Raw genomic sequence first — 22,815 nt, 5'->3', positions numbered from 1 at the left:
CATCTGTACTTAAAGGGGCGATGGGAACAATAATATAGAACAGATTTGTATTTCGGCGTTTATTAATCCTCCAAAACCGATGAAATGATTTAAGAAACCTTTCCTTTCGAGAAACCTGTTAAAGAAACAGGCTCAAAGAAGGTCCGGTTATGACATTCCAATCCAATATCACTTCTCTTTGAACAATTTTGAATTCTCCTCCCTCTAATCGAAGCAAATCTTTTCTCTGGGCAGAGAGTGGGTGATTATCTTTCTGGTGTCGGCTGTAACTGACCATCAGGTCGCTGTAGGTTTCAAAACAGTTTTCCTGATCTGACGCCAATACCTCGACATTACTAACAAAACGTCGTGTACGAGGCGGTGGATTGTCCGTCCAGGAGTTTGGTTTAAATGCTCTCATGACTCGAATCGAAAGAATAAATTCGTCGTTATTGTCTTCTCTGCCAAAGGCATTGAGGTTTACAGCCTCACCCTGTTCCACTGATTCACTGGTTAAAGCTTTCCTCATTTTAGAGTGGGCTCCGTCAACACCCGCAAGCTGATCGTATTTAACAACCGTTTTATCTTTCAGTGTGATGCTGTCTGGACCTATTTCAGTCACTTCTGCATCATCATTTTTGACTTTAATCCCCAGATCTCGGGCAATGCCCAGTAACTGTTCTGCCAGGACATTACAGCCGATGCGACCGTGCAGGTGCTCAAGTTTTTTTGAGGGCGGTGGAAGTACTCAACGGCTTCACAAGCAAGGTATTTAAGTGCTGAACAGGCGTACAGGAAACCAGCCAATACAACCCGTATTTCGGGATGAGCGTGCTTCTTTCTCTGGGCGTACTTCTTTCTCTGGGGAAGAAGTCATTGTTATGCCATTTGCAGCTTTGAGCAGTGGTTCCGTTGCCAGCATCCAGCCTCAACTAATAGTGTTCATTCAATGTCAGACACAGAATAGGGGAGAGGATTTCCTGCGTAATACTCGACCATGGTCGATGAGACTCAGGTCTGACTTGACACAAATCTTTAGAGTTTGACTCACTCTTTCAAGTTTTGATCTAACCTGTAGTGAGCTTGAAACGGGTCATTCTGATCAGTTCTATGTGACTCTGGAATTTGTCGATGCTATCCAGTCGAACGGTTTTTTTGTCAAAATGGCTGACTATTCTGTTAGCACTTTCTCTATTGTTGGGCTGCAGTATGCAGTCATCACCCATCCTTTATCCAAAAGGACCTGTGGCGGAAACCGAACGAGATCTGCTATTTCTGGCCACTGGCATTATGCTTTTTACTCTATTACCGGTTTACCTGATTACTTTCTGGTCATGCTGGCGATATCGAGCCAAGGGTAAGGGGGCCTATCGGCCTAACTGGCATCAATCCATTTTCGTTGAACTGTTTATCTGGACCGGGCCTCTGGTCATTGTTGTGGTCATTGGAATACTGGTCGTCGTCTACACCTACCGGTTGGATCCCTATAAATCATTAGCTGACAGTGAACAGGCTTTCAGGGTTCAGGCTGTTGCCCAAAACTGGAAGTGGCTTTTTATCTACCCCGATCAGCAGGTGGCAGTGGTTAATGAGTTGGCTTTTCCCTGTGACAGGCCTCTCAGTATTGAGATTACGTCAGACACAGTAATGACATCTTTCATGATTCCTGCGCTGGGTGGTCAGATTTATGCCATGGCAGGTATGACAACAAGGTTAAACCTTAAAGCTTATGGGCCAGGCCTCTATACCGGACGTAATACACAGTTCAGTGGTCGGGGGTTTCCTCATATGGTGTTTGATGTCCAGTCTCTTTCTGAAGCCGATTTTGATCAGTGGCTTGAGCGCGTCAAAACGAGCAATAACAGGCTGGATGATGTGCACTACCAGAACCTCCTTAAGCTTGAAAATAAACATCCGGTTGAATACTTCTCGTGGGTAGAGCCGGACCTGTTTGGTCGAATCATTGGCAAATACACTGGAGCAAAAGGTGCTTTGCCTCTGCAAAAACCCAGAAATCTGGAGTGAGCCATGTTGGGCAGACTGACAATTGAAGCCCTGCCATTTTATAGCTGGGTGGCCATGGGGGGAGCGGTTGTTACTATTCTGACCGTTGTTCTGGCTGCCGGGGCAGTGACCTGGGCAGGTCAGTGGCGATATTTATGGGTAGAGTGGCTGACCAGCGTTGATCACAAACGCATTGGTGTCATGTACATCGTGTTAGCTCTGCTCATGCTGGTCAGAGGCTTTATTGATGCCATCATGATGCGTGCACAACAGGCCATTGCACTGAATAACGAAGGGTATTTGCCGCCGGAGCATTTTGAACAGATTTTTACCTCCCATGGCACCATCATGATTTTTTTTATGGCCATGCCATTCCTGACGGGGTTGATCAATGTCGTCGTTCCTCAGCAACTGGGAGCCAGGGATGTCGCCTTTCCCTTCATGAATTCTGTCAGTCTTTGGCTAACCGCTGCCGGTGCAGGCCTGATGGGTATTTCACTGGTGATTGGACGGTTTTCGACAGCTGGCTGGACTGGATATCCGCCCTATTCAGGCATAGGTTACAGCCCGGGGGTGGGGGTAGATTATTGGATTTGGGCGCTTCTGGTCAGTGGTGTTGGCAGTACCATGACCGGGATTAACTTTATAACGACCATTCTCAGGTGTCGCGCTCCCGGCATGAAGTTGATGCAGATGCCCCTTTTTGTCTGGACATCATTCTGCACCAGTATTTTGATGGCTTTTGCATTTCCTGCTTTAACCGTTGTTGCGGTTTTACTGGGGCTGGACAGAACATTGGGCATGCATTTTTTTACCAATGAGCTGGGCGGCAATATGATGAACTTTGCCAACCTGATCTGGATTTGGGGCCACCCCGAAGTCTATATATTGATTTTGCCAGCCTTTGGTGTGTTCTCAGAAGTGACGGCGATATTCTCGAAGAAAAGACTGTTTGGTTATCGTTCACTGGTTTATGCCACCATGGTGATTGCACTCCTGTCGTTTACCGTCTGGCTGCATCATTTCTTTACCATGGGTTCGAGTCCTAACGTTAATGCCATCTTTGGTATTGCCACGATGATTATTGCGGTTCCAACCGGGGTCAAAATTTTTGACTGGCTCTTTACCATGGTTCGTGGGCGCATTATTTTCCATCCGGCCATGCTGTTTACTATCGGGTTTATCATCACTTTTGTAATAGGTGGTGTTACGGGGGTGTTGCTTGCCATACCACCTGTAGACTACCTGATGCATAACACAACATTCCTGGTCGCCCACTTTCATAACATGCTCATCCCTGGCGCTTTGTTTGGCTACTTTGCGGGTACACAGCTGTGGTTTCCCAAGGCTTTTGGATTCAAGCTCAATGAGTTCTGGGGAAAAATGGTGTTCTACTGCTGGTTCATTGGTTTTTATCTGGCTTTCATGCCGCTTTACGCCCTGGGGTTTTTAGGGATGCCAAGACGGCTGGAGCAATACACTAATCCTGACTGGCAATCTTTTCTGCTGGTGGCCTTTATCGGTTCCTGCTTTGTTTTAGTGGGGATTTTCAGTGTGTTTATGCAGTTTTACGTCAGTATCAGGGATCGAAATGAAAACCGTGACCTTACGGGTGATCCATGGGATGGAAGAACTTTGGAATGGGCCACATCCTCACCTGCAGCACCTTATAACTTTGCGGTTATTCCCAGAGTGAGTTCGGTTGATGCCTTCTGGACCCTGAAGAAAGAAGGCTCTGCATATCCGTTTCCTGAGCAGTATCCACCTATTGTTATGCCTGCGAGGACAGGAGCGGGCGTATTCATTGGACTTTTCGGGTTTTTAGTGGGTTTTGCTGCAGTTTGGTATATCTGGTGGTTGGCGGTTCTGGCGATGGTTGGGGGGATGACGGTGCTGATCTTCAGAAGTTGTAATGATCATGCAGAGGAGATCATTGAACCAGAGACGATTATGCGTATTGAGAGTCAGCGAAAAGCGCAGTTGATCTCTGGTGGGCAGTCTGTAGCTATGGGAGCACCCTTATGAGACCCGATATCCTTCAGCAAGCCATGGCGGAACATCATGAGGAGTGCCTTGATAACCGGGAGTTTGGATTCTGGCTCTACCTGATGACTGATGCGATTCTCTTTGCTCTTCTGTTTGCTACTTATGTCAGTATGTTCAGAAATACGGCCAATGGTCCTGAACCCATTGATTTGTTTGATCTCAAACATGTATTTCTTGAAACCGCCTGTCTGTTAACTTCCAGTGTTACTTTTGGATTTGCCTGGCTGGCAGCACTGCATCAGAAACGGCAGATTGTAATGTTCTGGTTAATCATTACTCTGGTTTTTGGCCTGTCATTCGTCTATCTGGAAGTCATAGAATTTCTGGATATGATCCGTCAGGGAGCGGGTCCCCAAGCCAGTGGTTACCTGTCGTCTTTTTTTACGCTGGTAGCCACTCATGGCATTCATGTGAGTATTGGGATGCTGGGCATTCTTATGATGGTGCTTCAGGTCATGATCAAAGGTCTGTCGCCACAGGTCTGTTCCAGATTATTTCGTCTTGGTTTGTTCTGGCATTTTCTGGATATTGTCTGGATAGGCATTTTCTCAGTGGTTTATCTTCCGGTATTTATATAGGAGGCTCCCAGTGCAAACACACGAACATAGCCTGCAGGATTATCTTACCGGACTTGTTCTGGCTGTTATCCTGACCGCAATCCCTTTCTGGGTTGTCTGGACTTCAGCTTTTTCGGCCAAAGTCCTGTTTGGCATTATTACCCTGTGTGCGCTCATTCAGGTCATTGTTCACTTACGCTTCTTTTTAAATATCAGCTTAAAACATACGGGCAAGGATTATCTGACGGCTCTGTTTTTTGCAGGTGTGCTGATTTTTATTATGGTAGGTGGAACCATCTGGATTCTTTATGACCTTAATTTCAGAATGATGTAACTTCCGCCTCTCAGGAGGGTATATGAGAGAACGAACGCGACAATGCTTGTATGATTCTCATCATTCATTTCTTGTCTTTTTTAAATTTATTATCCTGACCTTTATATCACCTTCTGTGGATGCCTTGAGTATTCAGATTTTGCCATCCAGAGGTGAAGTGAGCGTAAACGATGGTGTGAGTGAAGTTACACTGTCGTATTACAAACTTCTCGTGCCCAGTGAAAGTGACAATATACCTTTCAAGGAGTCATTCACTGGATATCAGTGTCCATCAAAGTTTCTTTTCGCAAGCCGATCGGGTGCAATTTACTCGGGAATGAGAGCCACTGCAGTGGCATGTCCCTGGTTTGGATGAAAGGTTGGCCCGTCTTTTGTCTAATGGCTGGCAGCAGGCTCTGAATGATGAAAGCATGAAGGTTCTTAGTGCTATCAGGCTGTTTTACTATCTGGTGGCAGACTATGGATATGGAATGGGGGAGGCTCCATTCAGGGTGATGAGTGCTAAATTAGATTTACACCTCGATAAGCTGAAATCAGGGCATCTTGTGGGTTTGGGTTATGCGTCATCAGACAATGCAAGCTTTCAATTTCAATTGAGGATGATTTATTTGTCAACTAGATGCAGGTGGCAGCCTGTATTCCAGTCTGCCACCTGTGAGTTCAGGCTACTATCGCGTTATATTCTTTGGCTTCCCTAGCATAAATGGCCAGTCCACCCAATGAGGTTTCACGGTATTTCGCCTGTAAATCCAAACCGGTGCGGTACATGGTTTCAATGCAGCTATCCAGTGATACGGCATGTGTACCGTCACCACGCATGGCCAAACGAGCAGCGGTGATAGCCTTGATGGCTGCCATGCCATTTCGCTCAATGCAAGGAATCTGTACCAATCCTGCTATTGGGTCACACGTCATACCCAGATGGTGCTCCATACCAATCTCAGCAGCATTCTCAACCTGTTCAATGGTACCGCCCTGAACAGCGACCAGAGCTGCTGCCGCCATAGAGCAGGCGGAGCCAACTTCTGCCTGACAGCCAGCCTCCGCACCGGATATCGAAGCATTCATCTTGATAAGAGAGCCAATCGCTGCGGCCGTGGCAATAAAGTCGCGGATCCCTTGCGTATTATTTCTGGAAATGAAACGTGTGTAATAGGCTAGAACCGCTGGAATAACGCCAGCAGCGCCATTGGTGGGGGCGGTTACTACACGACCGCCACAGGCATTTTCTTCATTCACCGACATGGCAAAAAGGGTCACCCAGTCCATGATGGCAAAGTGATCGCTCAGCATGGCTTCAGTGTTGGCCATCAAATGCTTGTGCATGTTTGATGATCTTCGTTTGATACCACTAACAGGCAGGTGGCCTTCTTGAGAAAGACCGCGATCAATACAGGCTTTCATCACTGACCAGATGCTGTCAATTTTGCTGTGTACGGCATCAATATCGCCCTGGTGTCTGGCCTGTTCATTGGCCATCGTCAGCTGGGCAATAGAAAGGTTATTTTCACGACAGAGTGTTAACAGTTGTTCTGCTGAGCGAAAGGGGTAGGGGATCTCAGCGTCGTCAGGGGTGTCTTTGCAATCGGCAGATGTAGAAGGTTGGGAGAATTCTGCCAGTGTTTTGATAAAACCACCACCAATCGACAGGTAGGTATTTTCATGAATGACAATACCGTCTCTGTCTTTGGCTAGAATCTGCATACCATTAGGGTGCTCGGGCAAACAGGTTTCATTATGGAAAACCATTTGGGCGTCGTAATCAAATCTGACCGGGTGATGCCCTGCCAGCTTGATGCTCTGGTTCGTTTTGATGAGCTCAACAATATTATCCGCTTCATCAGGGTCAACCGTGTTGGGTTGAAAGCCGGCCAGGCCCAGCAGCGTGGCCTTGTCGGTACCATGCCCATGCCCTGTCAGGGCCAATGACCCATATAAATTGACTTTAACAGTAGCTGCTTTATCGATACCTGCTTTCTCATGGAGCTCGGACACAAAGCGCTGGCCCGCCCACATGGGCCCGACAGTATGGGAGCTGGATGGACCAATACCAACTTTGAAAATATCAAAAATACTCAGCATGCCGTTTTGTCAACTTTTGGTTATTGTCGTCTGGCTAGTGTGCTTGATAGCCAGACATTTCTCATTACGAATATGTACACAGCCCGCCGGGGGTAACCGTTATCAGATAAGCTGTGAAACAATAAAGCCTGTAATGGCGATAATGCCTGTGACCAGTTCAAACAGATGGGTCTGGACTGATACTTATTCTTGGCAGGAGCGCGTTTCACGGTATACACGGAAGGATAAAAACTGCCGGTATTAATGGGTGTTCAGGTTTAGAGTTTTAAAAACATGAACGTTCGGTAAAATATGTAGGATGTAGACAACCAACACCGCCAGGCGTAGGACGCAAACCTGCCTGAGCTCATTAAATAGTTGCTTTTGCGTTCAGTTATGTTGCCTTTGGCAAAATACTTCCCGAACGTTCGTCTTTATCTGGTAATTCCAGCTCTAATTTTTGCTCATATCGGTTCCAGCAGTCACGAATTCGAAACTGCGGAATAATCCAAAACATTGCGCGCCTAAGCGTTCCGGCTGTGACGGTATCCGGGAGCCTTCAGGCGATTTTGGCTATTGCAATAGCCGCTGGATTTTGACAAATGGTCAGTAATTGCATCAATGCATACCCCGCCATTTTATTTTATGCATCCATCGCAACACTGTTCTGAGCCTTCGTTGCCACAAATGTTTACATCCGAATTCGTGTTTCAGCTGTTGAAACATGGGCTCTATAGGCCATCTCAGCGAGTAAGCCAAAAGCACCTCATGGGCTTCCAGGTCAGGATTAATCGAGAGAAATAATTTGGTTTCTGTTTGTCCCTTGTCATTTTCGAAGCGACTCCAGACGACACGGACAATACGACCTTTCAGAAAACGGGCACGGCAAATACAGGAACGGAATGAGACGGTCCGGTATTTTCTGTAAAGCCAGACAGTCATCATGGTTTCCGGTAACTTCTCTACTTCCTCGGGCGTCATTTTGGCACCATAAATACGCTTGCGTCCTTTCCGCTTAAAGGGAGAAGGTGGGTTTGCTTCAACAGGAAGCGCATAAAGTGCCCGGTTCTTGGGGATATGACCAATGACTTCGTAACCTAGTTCGAGTGCGGGTTGCATCATGGGGCCATTCATAAACCAGCTGTCAGTGAGCAGCCGCAGTATCCGCCCCTGAAGGGACTGCCGTACAGATTTAAGCATGGCTTTTGCCATTTTAATCTTGCTGATGTTTCCTGATTTGGGAGACGGAAATGTCATCACAGGAATAGCGGTGTGCACTTTGTCTGATGGCCGCTGGAAGGCAATCGCCAGAAAAACCCAGCATTGACCAAGGATATAAAGACCACGGTTCTTTTTCTTGCTGTGCTGGCGATGTATTCTGCATGCCGGAGCTTTGGCAGAGCACCGCTCAATTGTCAGGTCGTCGAGGATAATGGAAGTGATCTGGCCGTCAGGTACTTTGGAGCAAACCAGCAATATCAGACGGTGGGCCAGATCTCGCCATCGCCACTTGCCCTGTGAGACCCAATGGTGATAGCTGCTCCAGACGTTTTCATATTGAATTACCAGAAGGGCTTGTGTAAGAAACCCTTCACCAGAAATCATACTCCCCAGAAGCAACTCGCAGAACGTTGGTGCCGCAATTGATGATAGCGCGCCTGTGAGAAATGTTGTATATAAAGAAAGCTCCCGGAGGATAACTTTCTGTTCTGAAGTGAGCATGGCAACCGTTCCGTTGTGATAATCAGAACGGTTTCTTAACTTTATTCGAGTTCGAAAAATATAAAACGTTAGTGCTTATGATTCTCTAAACCCGAGCACCATTTTCAGGCTTCATTTTTTCCTTTTTCAGGTAATCATCCAAGTGTCGGCTGATAGTGTATTCGCTGATTCTTAATGCCTGAGCAATTGAGGGGATTGCCCATCCTTCAGATCTCAGTAATACCGCTTTAATACGGTCACACTCTCGAGCATCTCGCGACTTCTTGTGGCGAGATTCCAATGCTGTTTTTTGCTGAGGTGTTAGCGTGAATTTTGGCATTTGTGAAGCGTGTTAAAAACTCGTTGAAAAATCAAGCATCTTCAATGGTCACGGGTATAGGTGACGAAATCCTTTAATAACAAGGGTTGCAGGACTATCAAAAACAATATTGCGTTAAACCCTGATGCCTCATTGTTGTTCCCGACGCTAGTCTAGTAGCTCACGGTTTGAATTTTTATATCGTCATAGACATCTGATAATGAGGAAGAGATAAAGATGAGAATTGCGTTGTCGGCGCTGTTGAAGGTGGCTGCTATTGCTTCGCTGGGCTTCTGGTGGCTCTGGTTATTTATTGGAACAGCGTACTACTATGTTGTGCAGGGAGGTTCTCTTTGGGCATCAGCACAGTCTGGTGCAGGTATTGCGTTGACTATTTTTGTTGCTGGCATGTTGAGCTGCCATTTATCCGAAGTATTGGTTCCGGTTGAAGAGTAATTCTTCTTCATAGAAGTATTAGGGGCCATCATATTGCAAGTACTCATTGCATGATTCGCCCCTGAAAAGCTTTTGGTCTGGAAGGTTTTTAAAGTTTCATTGTGACTACTGCTGCCAGATTCCTGGCTGCCCTGACCAGGTTTTCTTTCCCTTTTTTTAATGCCTGCTCCAGACTCACTGCGCCATGCACGACAGGAAACAGGGCATCAATCCCCTGCGAGTAAACTGCGTCAACACCTTGACCTACAGAGCCGGCCAATGCCACTACCGGGAGATCAACTGACTTGGCAATACGGGCAACGCCCACTGGTGTTTTCCCTTGTGCAGTCTGGCCATCAATTCGGCCTTCGCCGGTAATAACAAGATTGGCGCCTTTAATTTTCTCAGCCAGGTCAACAGCTTCCATGACAATTTCAATACCGGGCTCCAGTCGGGCATTGAGATAGCCCAGCAGGGCGGCGCCCATGCCACCGGCAGCGCCAGCTCCCGGGACATCAAGGACTGAAATACCCAGCTCGCGCTCCATCATTTGAGCATAATGTTCAAGAGACTGATCCAAAGCCTTGATCATTTCTGCAGTGGCACCCTTTTGTGGGCCAAAGATGGCAGAGGCTCCGTTTTCACCGGTCAGGGGGTTATCGACATCACAAGCTGCGATAAATTCTACGGACTTCAGGCGCTGATCCATTTTGCTGACATCAATACGACAGAGGTTTTTTAGCTGGCCACCCCCATAGCGCAGTTCTTTTCCTTCCTCGTCCTGTAAACGAACACCCAAAGCCTGCATCATGCCGGCACCGCCATCATTGGTTGCACTGCCACCAATGCCGACGATTATTTTCTCAACGCCAATATCCAGAGCACTGTGAATCAGCTCACCGGTACCAAAAGTAGTGGCAATCATTGGGTTGCGCTGCTCCGGGCTGACCAATTCCAGTCCGGAGGCTCTGGCCATTTCGATAACAGCCGTTTTGCCATCACCCAGTACACCAAACTCAGCGTGAATCTGGTTACCCAGTGGGCCCGTTACGGGCACTTCTATAAGGCGTCCGCCTGTGGCATCAACCAGAGACTGGAGAGTGCCTTCTCCGCCGTCTGCAACAGGTACCTTGATGTACTCAGCATCAGGAAGAATCTCTTTAAAGCCGGTCTCGATCGCAGATGCTACCTGAGCGGCTGTCAGACATTCTTTAAAAGAATCTGGGGCAATGACAATTTTCATCAGTCTTACTCTTCCCTGTCAGGCGATCTTAAGGATGCCGTAAATAATGGTAGACGTCAGAGCCATACTGAAACCGATAAGCGTTTCGTAGGGAACTGCCTTCAGTCGCTCGCGAATGTTCATACCAACACTGCCACCGGTCGCGTGGAAGAAACTGCCGTGGGGCATGTGGTCAAGAACCGTTGCACCAGAGTGCATCATGGCTGCTGCACCCAGTGAAGGAATACCCAGAGCCAGAATAATAGGTCCAAATACATTGGAGGCAACTGCTGTACCAGCGGTGGTAGAGGCTGTAGCCGCTGACATCATCATGCCACTGAAAGGTGCCAGCAGGTAAGCCGGCAGGCCAGAAGCTTTTAAAAGCTCAACAAGAGAGTCACTCAGGCCGGAGTTAGCAATAATGCCTGCCAGAGTACCAGTACCGATCAACATGATGGCAACACCGCTCATACGTTGCAGCCCACCAATGGCGAAAGTGTTGATGTCCTTAAAGCGGCCCATAGCCAGAGCTCCTGCAGCACCACCCAACGGCAAGGCGATCATGGGGTCGATAGCGATGCCAGCAACAGGACGAAGAGCCAGAAGCGCAATGGCCACCAGAGGAGCGGTCAGAGCTGCTAATAGCCCTGGACGACGGCTGTCAGAAGTATGGTCAACGAGCAGTTCCGGATTAACTCCGGGTCCTTTATTAACCAGAGATTTAGCCACTACATAGGTAACAATCAATCCGATCAGGGAAGGCACCAGATTTGCCATCATGACATCGGTCAAAGGGAGGTTAAAAGCATCGGCTGCTGCAATAGTGTTGGGGTTTGGAGAGATAAGGTTACCGGCCTTACCACCGCCAACCATGGCAACCAGAGCTGCCAAAACAGAAATGTTGGCCCGGCCGGCAATAGCCAGGGCAATGGGGGCTACCGTGATGACAGCCACATCAACAAATACACCGGCAGCGGTCAGCAGCATCGTAGCAAGAATCAAAGCAATCACAGCGCGCGCTTCGCCCACGGCATCTACAATCTTTTCTGCAATGACGTTGGCTCCACCAGACTCAATGAGAACGCCAGCCAGTACACCTGCGGCCAGAATGCGCAGTATGGAAGGCGTGATACCTTTAACGCCATTAATCATCAGAGTGACACTTTCTGCCAGATCAGCCAGACCAATCAGTGCGCCCAATAAGGCACCAATCATCATGCCGTAGGCAGGTGGAACTCTACGAAGAATCAGGGCGATAGAGATTGCGAGACCACTAAGAGCCCCCAAGGTTGTTATTTGGATCATTGGGACGCCAGCATAAAAAATTTATTTGGAATGCTGGTGATTATCGGGATAAGCGTGCAAAGAGTGATCGTGGTGTTGAACAGATTGTTCAATAATTTTCATGTGAATTTTGTGCAATTGCACAATTCTGTATTTCATACAGTCGCAGAGCAAAATGCAAAAATATCAGGTCGTCAAAACGTCTGGGGTTCCTTCCTGTCAGCTGGTGGATTTTATCCAGCCGATAGGTGAGTGTGTTGCGATGAATGTGCAGCTTTTTGGTTGTGGCATTGGCGTCGGTGTGCTGATTAATGTAGGTACGCAGGGTTTTTCTTAAAATCTTTCGACTGTCGACGTCTATTAGAGGCTTGGCAAGGGATCTGAGTTCTTCTCCCTTCCAGCTTCCAACATGTTCCAGCAGCAAACTGTCGAGTTGAAAGTCAAAATAGCGATAGAGTTTTTTTTCGGGCTCCAACTCCAGACCCAGCTGCATGGCTTCCTGGGCACTCTGGTAGGAAAGAGGCAGACCTCTGAGTCCTGGAATGAAACGCCCCAGTGCGACCCGGTACTGTATTTCCCCCAGGCTCTCTATACGCAGCATGAGTGACTTCAAGAATTTGAGAATATTATCAGGGTGCCAGGTAATAGAGTCATCAATAGTATGCAAAAGCACAATCTGGGTTGGGCAGATAAGAGCAACCAGGTCATCAGGGTGGTTGTACTTTAATAATTGTTGAATGTGCTCGACTTTCTCAACCGATAGGTCCTTGCCCTGTTCACTTTTCAGGCTGAAAAGAAGAGCAACTCTGGCTATGTGGGGATTGATGCCCAGCTTGCGGGTTCGGACTTCAAAGAGATCGTCCGACTCGGCTTCTCCATGAATCATTTCAGAAATAATGTTTTCCCGCTGTCGTTGATTCCAGTGAATCTCTGACATAACGGAAGCATTTTCAATCATCAGCTCGGCCGTCATAACGACCAGATCGGCAAACTGCGATACGTCCGAAGGGGTTCCTGTAACACCCACTACCCCCACGACTTCCCTGCGAAAACGAATCGGCCTGTTGATGCCGTGTTGTACTCCTTTGAGCTTGTCGGCGTTGGTTTTATCAATGTCGTATTGATTACCGGTTTCCAGAACCCGGACAGCTCCTTCATGAATCTTGTGTAGCCGGTCGCTGTCTCCTGTTCCGATGATAATGCCTGTTCTATCCATAACGTTGACGTTACGGCCAATAATACTCATGGCTCGGTCAACAATGCGCTGGGCTACAGGTTCTGTCAGGTATACAGGCATGGCATCTGGTACAGCAAGGTTTTAGTTCCAAAGATATTAGCGCTTACAGCGATAGCGGCCAATGCGCATTGACCCTATGGTTGAGGTTCGATAGGTTTCGCGCCTTTCGCGTGCAGCATCCCTTTGCTCAAACGCACAAGCTCCAAAGCAGAGAGGTGACTCATCTGTTTTTGGGAAAAATACGACAGCAGTTTAAAACGAGGCGTCGCTATGACTACGACCCGGGAGGCTGACCGAGAATAGCGTCCGAGCATAAAATTCAGTAGAAAAGATGGCCGTTCTTTCTGGGTTTTAGGCCGGGCTGTCTATTCTCGGTCAGCCCCCTAAACACGGTAATGATTTCCAACACATCATTAGCCCGCTCTTCTTCAAACGATGGCTGGTCGCCTTTGTGGATGATGATAATTTCAATGCCCTGTATGTCACAGAGCGAAAAGACCCACTCGGCACCGAACCGAAGCAGTCTGTCCTTGTGGGATTCTTTTTTACGAGAGTACCAGCCTTTTGATTTGTCGCTTCATGATCAGCTCAAGCAACTGGTTCAGACCTTTCTTCCATCAGACCTGAGTTTTTTATGTCCGGGTCTGATTTGTGTCCATTGCTTTTCGTTTACTGGTTTTAGCCTGCTTTGTCTCTCTACCCTTTTCTGTCTGGTCTGCGCCTGCCAGTTTTTCCAAGGCCAAGCGGGAAGCGGTGAAAATCTACGTCGATCAACAGCTTTTATTGTGGCAGCGACATCAAGGTACAGGGCAAGAAGCTGGTACCTGATCTTGATTCGTGCGGTTACGAGGTTCGCAAACAGAAAAAACGGGCCTCAAGAGTTGAGTGGGAGCATGCAGTGCCAGCTTGAGAGTTTGGTCATCAGTTGCAGTGCTGGTAGGAAGGAGGCCGAAAGCGATGTAAAAAGAATCCCGACTTTCGCAAAATGGAATCCAACTTCCATAATCTGGTATCTGCGGTTGGAGATATGGCAGATCGTTACCTTTTCAGACTCGGTAAAGATCAAAGAAAACTCTATGAAGCCTGGGATCGATTTTATTCGGCAACACCGTGGAAAATTGAGCGTAATATCCGGATTTCTGAGGTTCAGGGCTGGATGAATCCTTATGTTTCAAGACAGCCACAAGGATGAATAAGCTCATTCGACTGTCCTCTCGGCGATCTGGGTATTATGATATTCCGATTAGCCCACTTTTAAAGCTCCCAAGGTTTATTGAGAATGGAACAGACCTTCATCGGCGATGATGGAATAGAACGTCAGTCACTGAGGGCTTATACAGAAAGCGCTTACTTGAATTATTCAATGTATGTCATTCTGGATCGCGCCCTGCCCCATATTGGTGATGGCCTTAAGCCCGTGCAACGTCGTATTGTCTATGCGATGAGCGAACTGGGACTGAAAAATACCGCCAAGTTCAAGAAGTCAGCCCGAACGGTGGGTGATGTTCTGGGTAAATTTCATCCCCACGGCGATTCCGCCTGTTACGAAGCCATGGTATTGATGGCACAACCCTTCTCCTATCGGTATCCGCTGGTGGACGGGCAGGGAAACTGGGGGTCTCCGGATGATCCCAAATCTTTTGCTGCCATGCGTTACACCGAATCCAGGCTGACCCGTTATTCGGATGTATTGCTTGGAGAGTTGGGCCAGGGCACCGTTGACTGGGTACCTAATTTTGACGGGACTCTGGAAGAGCCCTCTACGTTACCTGCCAGGCTGCCTAACCTGCTGTTGAATGGGACTACCGGCATTGCGGTAGGAATGGCGACTGATATTCCTCCCCACAATTTGAGGGAAGTGGCTAACGCCTGTATTCACCTGCTGGATCATCCGGGCTCAACGACTACTGAGCTGCTGGAGCATGTTCAGGGACCTGACTTTCCAACGGATGCTGAAATCATTACTCCCCGGGATGAAATTCAGAAGATCTATGAGCAGGGACGTGGCTCATTGAGAATGAGAGCTGTCTTCCAGAAAGACAGTGGGGAGATCATTATTACTGCTCTGCCTTATCAAGCGTCAGGGGCGAAGATTCTTGAGCAGATTGCTGCCCAGATGCAGGCAAAGAAGCTACCTATGGTGGCAGACCTGAGGGATGAGTCTGATCATGAAAACCCCACCCGATTGGTGATTGTTCCCCGCTCCAGCCGCATTGATGTGGATGGTTTGATGAACCACCTGTTTGCCACGACTGATCTTGAAAAGACCTATCGGGTCAACATGAACATGATCGGCGTGGATGGAAAGCCTCAGGTTAAATCTCTAGAAACCATGCTGAAAGAGTGGCTGGTTTGGAGAACAGATACTGTCAGACGTCGTTTGCAGTATCGTCTGGACAAGGTACTGGCAAGGCTTCATATTCTTGAGGGGCTGTTGGCAGCATTCCTGAATATTGATGAAGTCATTGACATTATCCGCACTGAAGATAAGCCAAAAGACGTCATGATGGCCCGATTTGGTCTCTCTGAGATTCAGGCTGATGCCATTCTGGAAATCAAGCTGCGCCAGTTAGCCAAGCTGGAAGAAATCAAGATTCGTGCAGAGCAGAAAGAGCTGGAAGAAGAGCGCAAGAATCTTGAATTAATACTGAGCTCCGAGCGTCGTCTAAAAACCCTGGTCAAAAAGGAAATCAAGGCGGATGCTGAAGAGTTTGGCGATGACCGCCGTTCTCCACTGATGATTCGCCAGGAAGCTCAGGCTCTTTCAGAAACCGATCTGATGACGTCTGATCCAGTGACAGTAGTGTTATCTGAAAAAGGCTGGGTGCGTTGTGCAAAAGGCCATGATGCTGACCCAACCAGCCTGAACTATAAGGCTGGGGATAAGTATCGATTGTCTGCCAAAGGCAAGAGTAACCAATCCTCTATCTTTATAGATTCTACCGGTCGTGCCTATTCTATTCAGACTCATACCCTGCCCTCTGCCCGGGGTCAGGGAGAGCCGCTGACCGGGCGGGTGAACCCACCTTCCGGAGCCACATTTGAAGGACTGTGTGTAGGTGATGGCGGAGACTGCTATTTGTTGGCCAGTGATGCCGGATACGGTTTTGTCGTTCAACACGGTGATATGGTCAGTAAAAACAAAGCCGGTAAAGCGCTTTTGACACTGCCTAAATATGCTCAGGTCATGTCGCCCATTCCGGTGACAGGAGAAGAGCAAGTGTTGGCAGCTATCACCAATGAAGGACGTATGCTGGTATTCCCTCTTTCTGAGCTGCCTAAATTGGCAAGAGGTAAGGGGAACAAGATTATCAATATTCCTACAGCCCGGGCATCGGATCGGATTGAACTGATGGTTCATCTGTCGGTTATGAGTTCGAATGACTCTCTGGTGCTCTATGCTGGGAAGCGCCATGTGACCTTAAAGCCTGCAGACATGGAACATTATCACGGAGAGAGAGGCCGCAGAGGTAACAAGTTGCCCCGTGGCTTCCAGAAAGTGGATACAGTTGAAGTTATTCGGGCGGACGAGAAGGAAGAAAGTTAAGCGTTGAAAATGCTGCAATTTAATAGCCATGACAACAGGGTTTTTATAGCCGGGAGCTCCTGCGGCAGTTAAAAACCCATGATGGCTTATTAAACGAATGGTTGTGTGATCAGCTACTCCTGATACCACAACCCTTTATGATGAGGTTGCACAGGTGCTCTGTTGCAGCCTCCAGATCCTCTTCTGATAAAGCCTCCTTGCCAATAACACAGGCTACCTGAGGGCTGTAATCAACATAATACTGGGTAGTAGCCCAGATCGTGAATAACAGATGTAAAGGGTCGACCGGATCCATTTTTCCTTGTTGTACCCAGGACTCAATCACCAGTGATTTCTCTTTAATCCATGCCTTGAAGTGCTCAAAGTGCTCTTTAAGGTGTTGCCCTCCATGAATGATTTCACTGCTGAAAATGCGCGAAGCATTGGCATGTGCCAAACAATACTGCATTTTTGCCTGAATATACTGACGAAAAGCTGAAGCCGGATCATCCTCTTTGTTCAGGCCGGAAAAAACGGCTTCCCAGAGTTCCATAATATGACTGAGTACAGCGCTATAAAGGTCTACTTTGCTGTTGAAGTAATAATGAACATTGGCTTTTGGCAATCCAGCTCTATTTGCAATATCCCTGATTGAAGCCCCTTTAAAGCCACTAAGAACGAACTCGTCCTCCGCAGCTTGCAGTATGACCTGGATGTTCTTCTGGCGTACGCGGCTGCTCTTCACGGCCGTCTGCTGAACCTTGGCAGCGGAAGATTGCATAAAATCTCCGTATATTGATTAGGTGTTATGACTATCGACTATGAATATAGACAAGAGTCACGCAATTGCCATTCGCTGCAAATATTTAAATCACGACAATGGTGTTTTATTTTTCTGCCAAATAGTCAGGATTTTTATTTGAAATTCAGGAGGATAGCGAAATTTTCACAAATGTTATTTTCTGGATGCGTAGTCAAAAACGTCAGAGTATAGGTTTTTTTTCGGGAATCCATTCTCGATCATTGCGTCATATGTCGTATAGACCATTCTTGGTGAGCCACTGAGGTAGGTCTGGCAATCGATGAGCTGTTCCCGATCAGCCAGAATAGCTTCATAAAGTAATCCGTGGCGTCCACACCAGTCATCTTCATGGTTGGCTTCACTGACGACAGGATGGTAATGAAGACCCTTGCCAGACCATTGCACTGGAAGGCTTGGCAGATAGAAATCTGCGGGGGTTCGGGCTCCCCAATAGAGATGTATCTCTCCGCTATGCTGATGACGCAGGCAATGTTCAATCATACTTTTCATTTGGGAGAAGCCAGTCCCGGCCGCAATAAAAAGCAGTGGTTGTTGTGTGTCTATTGTGTCTGGAAGGTAGCAATTCCCTGCAGGTAAACTGATATTCAGTACACCTTCTTTTATTTCCTGAAACAGCTGCTGAGAGTTTGGGCTGTCTTTCAGCCGTTGAATATGCAGTTCCAGATGTTGTTGGTTTTTTTTGGGAGCAGAGGCGATAGAAAAACAACTGCTTTCATTATTCTGAAGGTGGACCATCAAATACTGACCCGGATAATAGTCAGGAAAGCAGTTTGATTCGATGGTCAGTTTGACCCGGTAGATGTCGGAACTGAGAAGCTGGGTGTCGGCTACAGAGCATTGCAGGCTAGACGGTTTGGATATCTGCACAATGCCTTCCTCCGGAAAGTCACAGTCAGCAGGAGGTTATGAATGTCGCTGCTGATTGCGATAAAAAAGCAACTGGGTATCACCTTATTCTACCAAGCGAGAATACACATACATACTCCGTTCATCCTGAGCTTGTCGAACGATTCGGGTAATGCACTTCGACAGGCTCAGTGCGAACGGTATGGCTCCTGGGAGGTCAGGCAATTATCCAGAGTTGATACTGTTTCAGTCTATACCCAATTCATCCCAGAGTGCATCAATCCTGTCTTTGACTTCTTCTGTCATAGTGATGGTTTGACCCCACTCCCTGTCCGTTTCTCCAGACCACTTATTAGTAGCATCAAAGCCAACTTTAGAGCCAAGGCCTGCAACCGGTGAGGCAAAGTCCAGGTAGTCGATGGGGGTGTTTTCAACAAAAACACAGTCCCGCTTGGGGTCCATTCGAGTCGTCATGGCCCAGATTACATCATTCCAGTCCCTGGCATTCACATCGTCATCAGTGACAATCACGAATTTTGTGTACATGAACTGCCTGAGAAATGACCATACACCAAGCATGACCCGCTTGGCATGACCTGGATATTCTTTGCGCATGGTGACCACCGCCATTCGGTACGAGCACCCTTCCGGTGGCAAGTAAAAGTCCACAATTTCAGGGAACTGTTTTTTCAGAATGGGTATAAACACCTCATTCAGGGCTACACCCAGAATGGCTGGCTCATCGGGTGGTCTGCCTGTATAGGTGCTGTGGTATATGGGGTCACGCCTGTGAGTGATGCATTCCACTGTGAAGACCGGGAAACGTTCAACCTCGTTGTAGTAACCGGTATGGTCCCCGAACGGGCCCTCATCGGCCATTTCTCCGGGGTAGATATGACCTTCCAGAACGATTTCTGCACTGGCAGGAACCTGAAGGTCATTGGTCATACTTTTAACCAGTTCAGTTTTGCTGCCTCTGAGCAGGCCGGCAAAGGCATACTCTGAAAGGCTGTCAGGAACAGGGGTGACTGCACCCAGGATCGTGGCCGGATCAGCGCCTAGTGCCACTGTGACAGGGAAAGGCTTGTCAGGGTGCTTTTGTTGCCAGTCACGGAAGTCCAGCGCACCACCACGGTGAGAGAGCCAGCGCATAATCAATTTGTTTTTGCCAATGAGCTGTTGGCGATAAATGCCAAGGTTCTGCCGTTCTTTTTCAGGACCTTTGGTGATGACCAGAGGCCAGGTGATCAGAGGAGCCGCGTCACCGGGCCAGCAAGTTTGAATAGGGATCCGGTTCAGGTCTATCTCATCACCTTTTAGAACTACTTCCTGACAGGCCGCTTTGCTGACAACTTTGGGCCCCATATTCAGTACTTGTTTGAATACAGGAAGTTTTGTCAGTGCATCACGAAAGCCCTTGGGTGGATCAGGCTCTTTCAGGTAAGCCAGAAGTTGCCCAACTTCTTTAAGTGCGCTGACGTTATCCTGCCCCATACCCAGAGCAACCCGCCGTTCTGTGCCAAACAAATTGGCCAGTACGGGCATGTCATAGCCTTTTGGGTTTTCAAACAGCAGTGCCGGCCCTTTCTTTCGAAGGGTTCGATCACTGATTTCAGTCATTTCTAGGTATGGATCGACTTCAGTCTTGATTCTGACGAGTTCACCCTGCTTTTCCAGCAGCTTGATGAAGTCCCGGAGGTCCCTGTATTTCATTGGAATTATAAGCTGAGGCTGGTGGTAGAGAGAGGATGGGGATGAGCTGATGCTCATCCCCCGGAGAATGAGGGATTACTTCCGCTTCATAGCCTGGAAGAATTCTTCATTGGTTTTGGTGTGCTTCATGCGATCCAGCAGGAACTCAATGGCACCAATTTCGTCCATTGGGTGCAGAATCTTGCGAAGAATCCACATACGCTGCAACTCTTCTTCGGTCGTCAGGTAGTCTTCTCGACGTGTGCCGGACTTGTTGAAGTTGATTGCAGGGAATACGCGCTTCTCGGCAATGCGACGGTCAAGATTCAGTTCCATGTTGCCGGTACCTTTGAATTCCTCAAAGATAACTTCGTCCATCTTGGAACCCGTATCGACCAGAGCGGTAGCCATGATAGTCAGGCTGCCACCTTCTTCGATATTACGGGCGGCACCAAAGAAACGCTTGGGGCGCTCCAGAGCATGGGCGTCCACACCACCGGTCAGAACTTTACCGGATGAAGGAATGACGGTGTTGTAAGCACGAGCCAGACGGGTAATGGAGTCCAGCAGGATCACTACGTCTTTCTTGTGCTCAACCAGGCGTTTGGCTTTTTCCAGAACCATTTCAGCCACTTGTACGTGACGTGATGGTGGTTCGTCAAAGGTAGAAGCAACCACTTCACCACGAACGGAACGAGACATTTCTGTCACTTCCTCTGGACGCTCATCAATCAGCAGAACGATCAGATGGCATTCAGGATTATTTCGCGTGATGTTTGCCGCAATATTTTGCAGCATCAGGGTTTTACCTGCCTTGGGTGGCGATACGATAAGACCACGCTGGCCTTTACCGATTGGAGCCACCAGGTCGATGATGCGGCCTGTTAAATCTTCTGTAGAACCGTTACCCATTTCCATAATCAGGCGATTCTGAGGAAATAATGGCGTCAGGTTTTCAAACAGAATTTTGTTACGTGCATTTTCAGGCTGATCAAAGTTAATTTCATTAACTTTCAGCAAGGCAAAATAACGTTCACCTTCTTTAGGTGGTCGAATTTTACCTGCAATGCTATCACCGGTTCTCAGATTAAAACGACGAATCTGACTGGGTGAAACATAAATGTCATCAGGTCCCGCCAGGTATGAGCTGTCGGAGGAACGCAAGAAGCCGAAGCCATCTTGCAGGATCTCAAGAACACCATCGCCATAGATGTCTTCCCCGCTGCGGGCATGGCGCTTCAGGATTGAGAAGATTACATCCTGCTTCCGGGAACGGGCCAGATTTTCAAGGCCCATTTCATTAGCGATCGCCAGAAGTTCAGGAACAGATTTTTTTTTCAGTTCGGTAAGATGCATAACAGTTCGCGAACGTTAAATTGAAAGGTAATGGCCGTCGTAGTTGCAGGAAGATCGGATATTATTGAGATTATTATATTCAGCATCGTTCAATATCGATGCCTGCTTAAGCTCATTAAAAACAGCTTTCAAGCTATGACCTAAATCGAAAAGACAAGCTTGAAACAAACGTGGCCGGAGTATTTTCTACTGCTTATCAGAAGGGCCGCTAAGGCTCCAGGAACATCTCTAAAAGTCATGCCTGAAACAAGCAGATCTGATAACTCCCGAATTCACAGTCTATATCCTTTTCTGGAAAATAATCAAGAACTCCTGTTACGTCAACTTTTCAGAAGCTATTAATTGAGAAATATTTCCCGTCGGAGCATGCATAGAACAGCTGTTCCCTGCCTGTGGCTTTAAGTCCATGAACCTCATCCTGAGCAGATTAATGGAAGCCAGATTATTCAGACTGATATATGTGGGGTAGCAACAACATCTTGAAGCTGCCGGATGATGACTGATCATCCGGCTGGTTCCTGGTAGCTCATCTGCCTTTTGAGCAGGAGTACCAGTTTGCCTCTGAATGCTTCTGAAGCAAGAAGAATGGTTCTATTACAGGTTGCTGTCAAGAAATGCTGTCAGCTGAGACTTGGACAATGCTCCAACCTTGGTGGCTTCAACGTTGCCGCTTTTGAACAGCATCAGGGTTGGGATACCGCGAACACCATACTTTGGAGGAGTGGCTTCGTTGTCATCGATATTAAGTTTGCAAATTTTCAGCTTGCCGTCGTAGTCCTGTGCGATTTCGTCCAGCACGGGTGCGATCATTTTGCAAGGACCACACCATTCAGCCCAATAGTCGACCAGTACAGGACCTTCTGCCTTCAGCACGTCCTCTTCGAAGGTAGCGTCTGTCACATTGACAATTTCGCTCATGGAATGGATCTCCTAGCCATCTTGCTTAATGTCAGAGCTCGAATCATAGCAAAGGGGCTACCCTGGAAACAAATTCGGCACTCTGATTAATAATAAGTGGTAGTTTACAGAGTTATGGTTATTTGTATATGGCTGATAGTCTGAATCAGATTCAGTCATTCGTAAATTCATGACTGATGAGATTTATACACTGGATGACTTTTTAGTTCCAGAAAGCTGGTCCCCCGCCTTGTTTAATGTCACAAATTCGCGGCTAATGACGCGTGCACGAAGGCTTGAAGAAAGACGAATCAGGGTTACAGTAAATATGCCGTAACCACTGCCTTCTGGTATATTGCTGGTTTATGCAAGCTCCAATGCCATGATATGCATGACAAAATTGATTGTATGGTCGTGGCCTGATCATTCAACCAACCGTTGACCCATCAGCTCCGGGTGTTAGATCTAACACCCGGATTGATCGGGCTGCGGGAGT

At 47.7% G+C, this 22,815-nt stretch carries 19 protein-coding genes and 2 pseudogenes; 8 read left to right on the top strand and 13 right to left on the bottom strand.

Features of this window, described 5'->3' with window-relative positions:
* Positions 1 to 118 precede the first annotated feature (118 nt).
* Positions 119 to 601, bottom strand: coding sequence for an aromatic-ring-hydroxylating dioxygenase subunit beta (locus GZ78_RS27270; RefSeq protein ID WP_051785939.1), 483 nt, complete (start codon positions 599 to 601; stop codon positions 119 to 121).
* 509 nt (positions 602 to 1,110) lie between these two features.
* On the opposite strand from GZ78_RS27270, the gene GZ78_RS07795 reads away from it, so the two are divergent.
* Genes GZ78_RS07795 through cyoD form a run of 4 tightly spaced genes read left to right on the top strand, consistent with a single transcriptional unit; the run spans position 1,111 to position 4,920 of the window.
* On the top strand, positions 1,111 to 2,004 hold the full coding sequence (locus GZ78_RS07795; protein ID WP_201772687.1) for a COX aromatic rich motif-containing protein: 894 nt from the start codon (positions 1,111 to 1,113) through the stop codon (positions 2,002 to 2,004).
* A 3-nt stretch (positions 2,005 to 2,007) separates the two neighbouring features.
* The gene (locus tag GZ78_RS07790; RefSeq protein WP_034834578.1) at positions 2,008 to 4,008 is read left to right on the top strand and encodes a cbb3-type cytochrome c oxidase subunit I; all 2,001 of its coding nucleotides are present in this window, start codon (positions 2,008 to 2,010) and stop codon (positions 4,006 to 4,008) included.
* Complete coding sequence (locus GZ78_RS07785) at positions 4,005 to 4,607, top strand: cytochrome (ubi)quinol oxidase subunit III (RefSeq protein ID WP_034834576.1); 603 nt, start codon at positions 4,005 to 4,007, stop codon at positions 4,605 to 4,607. The genes GZ78_RS07790 and GZ78_RS07785 overlap by 4 nt, the downstream gene beginning before the upstream one ends.
* A gap of 10 nt (positions 4,608 to 4,617) precedes the next feature.
* Positions 4,618 to 4,920: a cytochrome o ubiquinol oxidase subunit IV gene (gene cyoD, locus GZ78_RS07780; protein WP_034834575.1), complete on the top strand. Its 303-nt coding sequence runs from the start codon at positions 4,618 to 4,620 to the stop codon at positions 4,918 to 4,920.
* A gap of 660 nt (positions 4,921 to 5,580) precedes the next feature.
* Here cyoD and GZ78_RS07770 read toward each other — a convergent pair.
* The 3 genes and pseudogenes from GZ78_RS07770 to GZ78_RS07760 form a co-directional block, all read right to left on the bottom strand.
* Positions 5,581 to 7,002: an L-serine ammonia-lyase gene (locus GZ78_RS07770; RefSeq protein WP_034834572.1), complete on the bottom strand. Its 1,422-nt coding sequence runs from the start codon at positions 7,000 to 7,002 to the stop codon at positions 5,581 to 5,583.
* Between the two features lie 597 nt (positions 7,003 to 7,599).
* On the bottom strand, positions 7,600 to 8,703 hold the full coding sequence (locus GZ78_RS07765) for an IS701 family transposase (RefSeq protein ID WP_081869732.1): 1,104 nt from the start codon (positions 8,701 to 8,703) through the stop codon (positions 7,600 to 7,602).
* A gap of 97 nt (positions 8,704 to 8,800) precedes the next feature.
* A pseudogene (locus GZ78_RS07760) lies at positions 8,801 to 9,022 on the bottom strand (helix-turn-helix domain-containing protein); the annotation flags it as partial.
* 216 nt (positions 9,023 to 9,238) lie between these two features.
* Here GZ78_RS07760 and GZ78_RS07755 point away from each other — a divergent pair.
* Positions 9,239 to 9,457: a hypothetical protein gene (locus tag GZ78_RS07755; RefSeq protein WP_034834570.1), complete on the top strand. Its 219-nt coding sequence runs from the start codon at positions 9,239 to 9,241 to the stop codon at positions 9,455 to 9,457.
* 88 nt (positions 9,458 to 9,545) lie between these two features.
* On the opposite strand, the gene GZ78_RS07750 is transcribed toward GZ78_RS07755, so the two are convergent.
* From GZ78_RS07750 to GZ78_RS30250, 4 genes and pseudogenes are all read right to left on the bottom strand, one after another.
* Positions 9,546 to 10,679: a glycerate kinase gene (locus GZ78_RS07750; RefSeq protein ID WP_034834569.1), complete on the bottom strand. Its 1,134-nt coding sequence runs from the start codon at positions 10,677 to 10,679 to the stop codon at positions 9,546 to 9,548.
* Positions 10,680 to 10,697: 18 nt separating this feature from the next.
* A complete protein-coding gene (locus tag GZ78_RS07745) occupies positions 10,698 to 11,963 on the bottom strand; it encodes a GntP family permease (protein WP_034834568.1) in 1,266 nt (421 codons plus the stop codon).
* A gap of 88 nt (positions 11,964 to 12,051) precedes the next feature.
* Entirely contained in the window at positions 12,052 to 13,239 is a 1,188-nt protein-coding gene (locus tag GZ78_RS07740; protein ID WP_034834565.1) for a sugar diacid recognition domain-containing protein, read from the bottom strand.
* Positions 13,240 to 13,498: 259 nt separating this feature from the next.
* Positions 13,499 to 13,796 (bottom strand): annotated as a pseudogene (locus tag GZ78_RS30250) (hypothetical protein); the annotation flags it as partial.
* 34 nt (positions 13,797 to 13,830) lie between these two features.
* On the opposite strand from GZ78_RS30250, the gene GZ78_RS30245 reads away from it, so the two are divergent.
* The 3 genes from GZ78_RS30245 to parC all read left to right on the top strand — a co-directional run bounded on the left by GZ78_RS30245 (position 13,831) and on the right by parC (position 16,726).
* Positions 13,831 to 14,007, top strand: a complete 177-nt coding sequence (locus GZ78_RS30245; protein WP_236631507.1) for a hypothetical protein — start codon at positions 13,831 to 13,833, stop codon at positions 14,005 to 14,007.
* A gap of 157 nt (positions 14,008 to 14,164) precedes the next feature.
* A complete protein-coding gene (locus GZ78_RS30240) occupies positions 14,165 to 14,371 on the top strand; it encodes an HNH endonuclease family protein (protein ID WP_051785936.1) in 207 nt (68 codons plus the stop codon).
* An 87-nt stretch (positions 14,372 to 14,458) separates the two neighbouring features.
* Positions 14,459 to 16,726, top strand: a complete 2,268-nt coding sequence (parC, locus tag GZ78_RS07730) for a DNA topoisomerase IV subunit A (protein WP_034834563.1) — start codon at positions 14,459 to 14,461, stop codon at positions 16,724 to 16,726.
* A gap of 109 nt (positions 16,727 to 16,835) precedes the next feature.
* On the opposite strand, the gene GZ78_RS07725 is transcribed toward parC, so the two are convergent.
* The 5 genes from GZ78_RS07725 to trxA all read right to left on the bottom strand — a co-directional run bounded on the left by GZ78_RS07725 (position 16,836) and on the right by trxA (position 22,340).
* Positions 16,836 to 17,486: a TetR/AcrR family transcriptional regulator gene (locus GZ78_RS07725; protein WP_034834561.1), complete on the bottom strand. Its 651-nt coding sequence runs from the start codon at positions 17,484 to 17,486 to the stop codon at positions 16,836 to 16,838.
* Positions 17,487 to 17,660: 174 nt separating this feature from the next.
* Positions 17,661 to 18,395: an NAD(P)H-flavin reductase gene (locus tag GZ78_RS07720; protein ID WP_051785935.1), complete on the bottom strand. Its 735-nt coding sequence runs from the start codon at positions 18,393 to 18,395 to the stop codon at positions 17,661 to 17,663.
* Between the two features lie 225 nt (positions 18,396 to 18,620).
* The gene (ubiD, locus tag GZ78_RS07715; protein ID WP_034834559.1) at positions 18,621 to 20,087 is read right to left on the bottom strand and encodes a 4-hydroxy-3-polyprenylbenzoate decarboxylase; all 1,467 of its coding nucleotides are present in this window, start codon (positions 20,085 to 20,087) and stop codon (positions 18,621 to 18,623) included.
* 75 nt (positions 20,088 to 20,162) lie between these two features.
* Positions 20,163 to 21,422: a transcription termination factor Rho gene (gene rho, locus GZ78_RS07710; RefSeq protein ID WP_034834557.1), complete on the bottom strand. Its 1,260-nt coding sequence runs from the start codon at positions 21,420 to 21,422 to the stop codon at positions 20,163 to 20,165.
* Between the two features lie 594 nt (positions 21,423 to 22,016).
* Complete coding sequence (trxA, locus tag GZ78_RS07705) at positions 22,017 to 22,340, bottom strand: thioredoxin TrxA (protein WP_034834555.1); 324 nt, start codon at positions 22,338 to 22,340, stop codon at positions 22,017 to 22,019.
* Between the last annotated feature and the right edge of the window lie 475 nt (positions 22,341 to 22,815).

It is taken from the genome of Endozoicomonas numazuensis (assembly GCF_000722635.1).
GTDB lineage: Bacteria > Pseudomonadota > Gammaproteobacteria > Pseudomonadales > Endozoicomonadaceae > Endozoicomonas_A > Endozoicomonas_A numazuensis.
Note: the sequence above shows the minus strand (reverse complement) of the source record. Positions and strands in the feature narration are given on the sequence as shown.